Annotated in this window: 6 protein-coding genes; 4 read left to right on the top strand and 2 right to left on the bottom strand. The window is 63.7% G+C overall.

Annotated elements, in window-relative coordinates:
- Positions 1-151 precede the first annotated feature (151 nt).
- A complete protein-coding gene (locus J3P95_RS09070; RefSeq protein WP_434562281.1) occupies positions 152-886 on the bottom strand; it encodes a thioesterase II family protein in 735 nt (244 codons plus the stop codon).
- A 134-nt stretch (positions 887-1,020) separates the two neighbouring features.
- Between J3P95_RS09070 and tam the strand changes: the two genes are divergently transcribed.
- Positions 1,021-1,791, top strand: coding sequence for a trans-aconitate 2-methyltransferase (gene tam / locus J3P95_RS09065; RefSeq protein ID WP_434562279.1), 771 nt, complete (start codon positions 1,021-1,023; stop codon positions 1,789-1,791).
- A gap of 82 nt (positions 1,792-1,873) precedes the next feature.
- A complete protein-coding gene (locus tag J3P95_RS09060) occupies positions 1,874-3,007 on the top strand; it encodes a cupin-like domain-containing protein (RefSeq protein WP_434562277.1) in 1,134 nt (377 codons plus the stop codon).
- Between the two features lie 30 nt (positions 3,008-3,037).
- On the opposite strand, the gene J3P95_RS09055 is transcribed toward J3P95_RS09060, so the two are convergent.
- Complete coding sequence (locus tag J3P95_RS09055; RefSeq protein WP_434577753.1) at positions 3,038-4,210, bottom strand: MFS transporter; 1,173 nt, start codon at positions 4,208-4,210, stop codon at positions 3,038-3,040.
- Positions 4,211-4,367: 157 nt separating this feature from the next.
- On the opposite strand from J3P95_RS09055, the gene J3P95_RS09050 reads away from it, so the two are divergent.
- Positions 4,368-5,168 (top strand): SDR family oxidoreductase, encoded by an 801-nt coding sequence (locus tag J3P95_RS09050; protein WP_434577755.1) that lies wholly within the window; start codon positions 4,368-4,370, stop codon positions 5,166-5,168.
- Positions 5,161-6,984, top strand: coding sequence for a glycoside hydrolase family 15 protein (locus J3P95_RS09045; protein ID WP_434577757.1), 1,824 nt, complete (start codon positions 5,161-5,163; stop codon positions 6,982-6,984). Before J3P95_RS09050 ends, J3P95_RS09045 begins: the two co-directional genes overlap by 8 nt.
- Positions 6,985-7,034 lie beyond the last annotated feature (50 nt).

Raw genomic sequence — 7,034 nt, 5'->3', positions numbered from 1 at the left:
TTCTGGGTATCCGGAATCAGTGGGCACAAGGCACAAAGGCATGTCGTCCCTATGAAACGAATGCAAACCGGAAAAATTAGCGATTGGGAATTTGTGTCAGGAAGGAACAAACCCGTGGCGAGGGCGCTTGCTGACTCGCCACGGAAGGGATTCAGGCGCTGATCGCCAACCCGTGCCGCCGATGATGCACGCTCAACTGATCCTTGATCAGCCGCAGCACCTTGGCCTCGTGCTCGTGGATGAAAAAGTGTCCGCCGGCGAGCATGTCCACCGAGAAACTGCCACGGGTTTCCCGGCTCCAACCGATCAACTGTTCGGTGGTGGCTTTGTCGGCGGTGCCACCGAGCACGTGCACCGGACAACTGAGCGGTGGTCGAAGCCGTGGCTGGTAACGCCCGCACAGCAGGAAATCGGCACGCAGTACGGGTAGCGTCAGGGACATCAGCTCTTCGTTGGCCAGCACCTCTTCGCTGGTGCCGTTGAGGGTGCGCAATTGGTCGATCAATTCAGCGTCGGTTTTCGCTTCGGCGAAGCCGCGATCATAATCGGCACGCATCGTGGGCGCCGCTGTACCCGAGGCGAACAGTGCGACCGGCTCGGGGCAGCCCAGTTCCCGCAAGGCATGGGCGATTTCGCAAGCCAGCAACGCGCCCAGGCTGTGACCGAACAAGGCATAGGGCGCTTGCAACGTGGGCAACACCTCTCGCGCCAACTGCATCGCCAACGGGCCCATCTCAGTGTGCAGCGGCTCGCCGAAACGCGCACCGCGCCCCGGCAGCTCCACCGGCTGCACCTGCAGCCATTGCGGCACCTTGCGCCGCCAACGGCTGTAAACCATCGCGCTGGCGCCGGAATACGGCAGGCACAGGAGAGTCAATTGGGTCACTGCGGTTTTCTCCGATCGTTTGTATAAAAGGAATAACGAGGCCGGGTCGTGAAGAATTAGTCAGCGGCCTCCTCGCCCGGATGCGCCTTATACTGCACGCCCAATGGCTTTGGTCTGCCCTCAAGGAGAACACAATGAGCTGGTCCGCCCAACAATATGTCGCTTTTGAACAGGAACGCACCCGCCCAGCCCGCGATCTGCTGGCGGCCATCGCGCCTGTGCAGGCGCGCGAGGTGATCGACCTGGGCTGCGGCCCCGGAAATTCCACCGAACTGCTGGTGGACCGGTTCCCCGGCGCCACGGTGCGTGGCCTGGACAGCTCAGCCGACATGATCGAAGCCGCCCGCAAGCGCCTGCCCGGCGTGACATTCGCCACTGCCGATATCGGACGATGGCATGAAGGCGGTCCCTTTGACCTGATCTTCGCCAACGCCGTGCTGCAATGGCTGCCCGACCACGCCACGCTGTTGCCGTCGCTGGTGGACAAGCTCGCGCCGGGTGGCAGCCTGGCGATCCAGATGCCCGACAACTTGCACCAGCCCTCCCATCGCTTGATGAGCGACATCGCCGCCAACAGTCCCTGGGCCAGCCAACTGGCCGGCGCGGCGGACACGCGCACGGAAGTGGCCGACGCCTGCACCTATTATTCGATTCTCAAAGCCCATTGCAGCCGCGTCGATGTCTGGCGCACCACCTATCACCACCCGTTGGCCGACGGTGCCTCGGGCGTCGTGGAATGGTTCAAGGGCAGCGGCTTGCGGCCGTTCCTCGAGCCGTTGGATGAGGCGCAGCGCGAGGAATACCTTCGCCAATATCTCGCGGCCATCGAGCAGGCTTATCCCGCCTTGGACGATGGCTCGGTCCTGTTGCCGTTTCCAAGGTTGTTCATCGTCGCGACGCGCTAGGGGGCCGGTCAGCAGCGAGGGCTAAATTTAGCTCGTGGGCCCTCGTTACCTGCTAGGACCGAAACCCACAAGAGTGACTGCCGTGGACCTGCAAACCATCCTGGGCAAACTGTTCGCCAACGCCGGCGCCGTTGGTATCGAAGGCGTTTTCCAATTCGTGTTCGGCCCGCACCAGGCGTACTGGTCCGAGGTCAAGGCCAGCAGCCGCACCCAGGCCGGCCGACACGCCAGCCCGGACGTCACCATCGAAGTCGCGGAAAAAGACTTTCTCGGGATCATGGCCGGCATGGCTAACGTCGAGGAACTGTTTGCCAGCGGTCGCCTGAAGATCGGCGGCAATATGGGCCTGGCGACGTTGCTGCCGCAGATCATCGACCATGCCCGTCACGGCGCCCGCGCGGTGGAAAAGGTCGACATGAACAAGCGCTACCCCACGCCGTCGCGCTTGAGCGAAGCCCTCACCGCCAGCCTGCCAACCCAACGCAGCGTGGAACGCCGGCCACGCAGCGAACTGTCGGTGCAGGAGTTCCAGGCACGTTACCTGCCCCACGGCATCCCGCTGGTCATCAGCGACGCGTTGCAGGACTGGCCGTTGTTCAAGCTCAGCCGGGAGGAATCCCTGGTGCACTTTGCCGAGTTGCAAGGCATTACCCGTCATGGCGATTACGTGAAGAAGACCTTCTCCACGGAGCGGGATTTCCGCTCAACGTCCATGGTCGACTTCATTGCCTCCCTCGACAGCCCGGCGGTCAAAACCGCCGACGGCGAACCACCGGCCTACATGGGCAACAACATCCTGCCGGCGCAACTGCTGGAGCAGATCAAATACCCGCCCTACTTCGACCCTTCACTGTTCATCCCGCCGCGCATCTGGATCGGTCCCAAGGGCACCCTCACGCCGTTGCACCGCGACGATACCGACAACTTGTTCGCCCAGGTCTGGGGCCAGAAAACCTTCACCCTCGCCGCGCCCCATCACCGCGAAGCCCTGGGCACTTGGTCGACCGCGCCCCAGGGTGGGCTCGATGGTTGTGACTTCAACCCGGACGCGCCGGACTATGATCGCTTCCCTCGCGCCCGGGACGTGACGTTCCTGCGGGTGCCGCTGGAGGCTGGCGACCTGTTGTTTTTGCCGGAGGGCTGGTTCCACCAGGTGGAGTCGGTGTCCACATCGCTGTCGGTGAACTTCTGGGTGAATTCGGGGCGGGGTTGGTGACGGTTGAACATATTCCCTGTGGCAAGGGATTTACGTTTGCTGCCGATAACTCTGCACCGCAGCCCCCAGCACCACCGCCCCGGCAGCGATTGCCAACCAGAAACCACTGCGCGCGCCAAACGTATCCACCAGCCAACCCGAACCCGCCGCGCCGATCGCCACGCCGATACTCAGGCCCGTCACCAGCCAGGTCAGGCCCTCGGTGAGCCGGGCCGGTGGCACGATGCGCTCGACCAAGGCCATGGCGACGATTAGCGTCGGCGCGAAGAACAAACCGGCGACAAACACCGCCAGCGACAACCCGAGGATATTGCTCGCCAGCAACAGCGGCAGCGTCGTCAGCGCAGTCGCCACCCCGCCGTACAAGAACAACCGCGGCAACGGCACTTTCGAGCGCAGCGCCCCGAACGCCAAGCCGGCCAGGCAGGAGCCGATGGCGTAGACCGACAGCACGATGCTCGCCGCCGCCGGTTGCCCCTGATGTTGGGCGAACGCCACGCTGACCACGTCCACCACCCCGACGATGACGCCCATGGCGACCATCAGTAACAGCAGCAGAAGCACGTCGCTGGAACCGATGATCGAGCCCTGGTGATGCGCCTGGTGCGGATGCACCGGCGGCTCGGTGCTGCGTTGCAGGACAAACGCTGTCACGCCGATCGCCAGCAGCGCCACCGAGGCCAGGGGCCCCGCCTCCGGGAACGCCACCACGCAGAGCCCCACCGACAGCGGCGGCCCGACAATGAAACAGACCTCGTCCAGCACCGACTCCAGCGCATAGGCAGTGCGCAGTTGCGGCTGGCCGCGATAGACCTTGGTCCAGCGCGCCCGCACCATCGCCGACATGCTCGGCATGCAGCCAGCGAGCGCGGCGAACAGGAACAGCGTCCAATGGGGCGCCTGCAATCGCGTGCACAGCAGCAACAGCAACAACGCCCCGCCACCGATCAGCGCCGCCAATGGCAAGACCCGTCCCTGGCCGAAACGGTCCACCAACCGCGACACCTGTGGCGCGCAGAACGCCGTCGCCAAGGCGAACGTCGCCGCCACCGCGCCGGCCAATCCATAACCGCCTTTGAGCTGCGCAAGCATGGTGATCACGCCGATGCCCGTCATCGAGATCGGCATGCGCGCGATCATCCCCGCCAGCACGAAGCCGCGGCTGCCAGGGGCGGTGAACAGTTCGCGATAGGGGTTTGCCATGAATGTCGCCTCAACAAGGGCCTGCAACTTGCCATAAAGGCCCGTGCCGGGGAAGCGTGAAACTGTGGGGGAAATGTGAAGACCGTCGCCCGCAAATGAACTCTCCGGGCCTGCCGCCAGTCAGCAAGTAATGCCCTCAGTTCAAGGTGCTAATCCCATGCAGATTTCCCTCGCCCGACAAGTGGCTTTGGTCACCGGCGCCAGCTCCGGCATTGGCGCCGGCTCGGCCAAGGCATTGGCGGCGGCCGGTGCCACCGTGGTACTCAACTATCATTCCAGCGCCGGCCCGGCCGAAGACCTGGCCCGTGAAATCAACGACAGCGGTGGCCGCGCCATCGCCATCGGTGCCGATGTGTCGAAGGAACAGGACGTCGAGCGACTGTTCGCCGAGACCCTGGACGCCTTCGGCACGCTGGACATTCTGGTGGCCAACTCCGGCCTGCAAAAAGACGCCGCCGCCGTCGATATGAGCCTGGACGACTGGAACACGGTGATCGGCGTCAACCTCACCGGCCAATTCCTCTGCGCCCGCGCCGCCCTGCGGATCTTCAACCGCCAGGGCATTCGCCAAGGCGTGTCCCGGGCTGCCGGCAAGATCATCCACATGAGTTCGGTGCATCAGCGCATCCCTTGGGCCGGCCACGTCAATTACGCGGCTTCCAAGGGCGGCATCGACCAGCTCATGCAGACCCTGGCCCAGGAGACCAGCCACCAGCGAATCCGCATCAACAGCATCGCCCCTGGCGCGATTCGCACGGCCATCAACCGTGAGGCCATGGAAGGTGAAAAAGAACAGCAACTGTTGGAGCTGATTCCCTACGGCCGGGTCGGCGATGTCGACGATGTCGCCAATGCGGTGGTCTGGCTGGCGTCGGACCTGTCCGATTATGTGGTGGGCACCACGTTGTTCATCGACGGCGGGATGAGCCTTTATCCGGGGTTCCGTGGCAATGGCTGATCATGACGAACCGCAAAGTCCCATCGAAAACCACGGCATCATTGGCGACATGCGCACGGCTGCGTTGGTCAACGATCGGGGCAGCGTGGATTTTTTCTGCTGGCCGGAGTTCGACAGCCCGTCGATCTTCTGTTCGCTGTTGGACACTCCCGAAGCGGGCATCTTCCAACTCGCTCCGGACCTGCAGGATGCCCGCCGCCAGCAAATCTACCTGCCCGACACCAATGTGTTGCAAACCCGTTGGCTGAGCGACGGCGTGGTGGTGGAGATCACCGACCTGCTGCCCATCGGCGATAGCGAGGACGATTTGCCCGTGTTGATGCGCAGGGTGCGCATGACTGTCGGCAGCGCGACTTTCCGCATGCGTTGCGCGGTGCGCCATGATTATTCCCGCGCGGCGACCACCGCGCGCTGGGACGGCGACCACGCTATCTTCGAGGCCCCTCAACAGCCGAGCCTGCGTTTGTGCGCCGATCAGGCCATGACATTGGACGGCCAGGCCGCGGCAGCCGAATTCACCCTGGAGCAAGGCCAGACCGCCGAGTTCCTGCTGGGCGGCATCGACGATGCGCGTCTGGTGGACGACACCAGCGCCCTGTGCCTGGAGCGAACCCTGGCGTTCTGGCGCGGCTGGATCAGCCAATCGAACTACCGTGGACGCTGGCGGGAGATGGTCAATCGCTCCGCGCTGGCGCTGAAACTACTGACCTCGCGCAAGCAGGGCGCCATCATCGCGGCCGCCACCTTCGGCCTGCCGGAAAGCCGCGGCGGTGAGCGCAACTGGGACTACCGCTACACCTGGATCCGCGACGCCTCGTTCACCGTCTATGCGTTCATGCGCCTGGGTTTTATCGACGAGGCCAACGCCTACATGCGCTGGCTGCGCGGCCGCGTCAGCGACTGCCGCGACCAACCGGCCAAGCTCAATATCCTTTACGGCCTGGATGGCCGGCTCGAACTGCCGGAAACCGAATTGACCCATCTGAGCGGCTACGGCAACGCTCGGCCGGTGCGCATCGGCAACCTGGCCTACCAGCAGGTGCAGCTGGATATTTTCGGTGAGCTGATGGACGCGGTGTATCTGGTCAACAAATACGGCGAAGCCATCTCCCATCAAGGCTGGAAGCACACCGTTGATGTGGTCGATCAGGTCTGCGAAATCTGGCGGGACACGGACGTGGGCATCTGGGAGATGCGCGGCGACAAGCAACACTTTCTCCATTCGCGGCTGATGTGTTGGGTCGCGGTGGACCGCGCCATTCGCCTGGCGAGCAAACGTTCCCTGCCCGCCCCGTTCTCACGGTGGGACGAGACTCGCCAGGCCATCTATGAAGACATCTGGACGAATTTCTGGAACGACGAACACCAGCATTTCGTCCAGCGCCTGGGCAGCACCGCGCTCGACGGTTCGATGTTGCTGATGCCGCTGGTGCGCTTCGTCAGCGCCCGCGACCCGCGCTGGCTGTCGACGCTGGACGCCATCGAAAAGGACCTGGTGCGCGACGGCATGGTGTACCGCTATCGCAACGACGACAGCCCCATTGATGGCCTCAGCGGTACCGAGGGTTCGTTCGTCGCTTGCTCATTCTGGTACGTCGAATGCTTGGCCCGCGCCGGCCGCGTGGAGAAAGCCCAGCTGGAGTTCGAGCAACTGCTGCGCTATGCCAATCCGCTGGGGCTGTATGCCGAGGAATTCGACAGCCATGGCTACCATCTCGGCAACCTGCCCCAGGCGTTGAGCCATTTGGCGCTGATCAGCGCGGCGAGCTTTTTGGACCGCAAGTTGAGTGGGGAGAAAAATCACTGGCAGCCTTGAGCGGTGCTCAACACTTCGGACTTCGTGGCGAGGGAGCTTGCTCCCGCTGG

It is taken from the genome of Pseudomonas sp. Z5-35, from assembly GCF_051131945.1.
Lineage (GTDB): Bacteria > Pseudomonadota > Gammaproteobacteria > Pseudomonadales > Pseudomonadaceae > Aquipseudomonas > Aquipseudomonas marvdashtae.
This window is presented reverse-complemented; position numbering and strand designations above follow the sequence as displayed.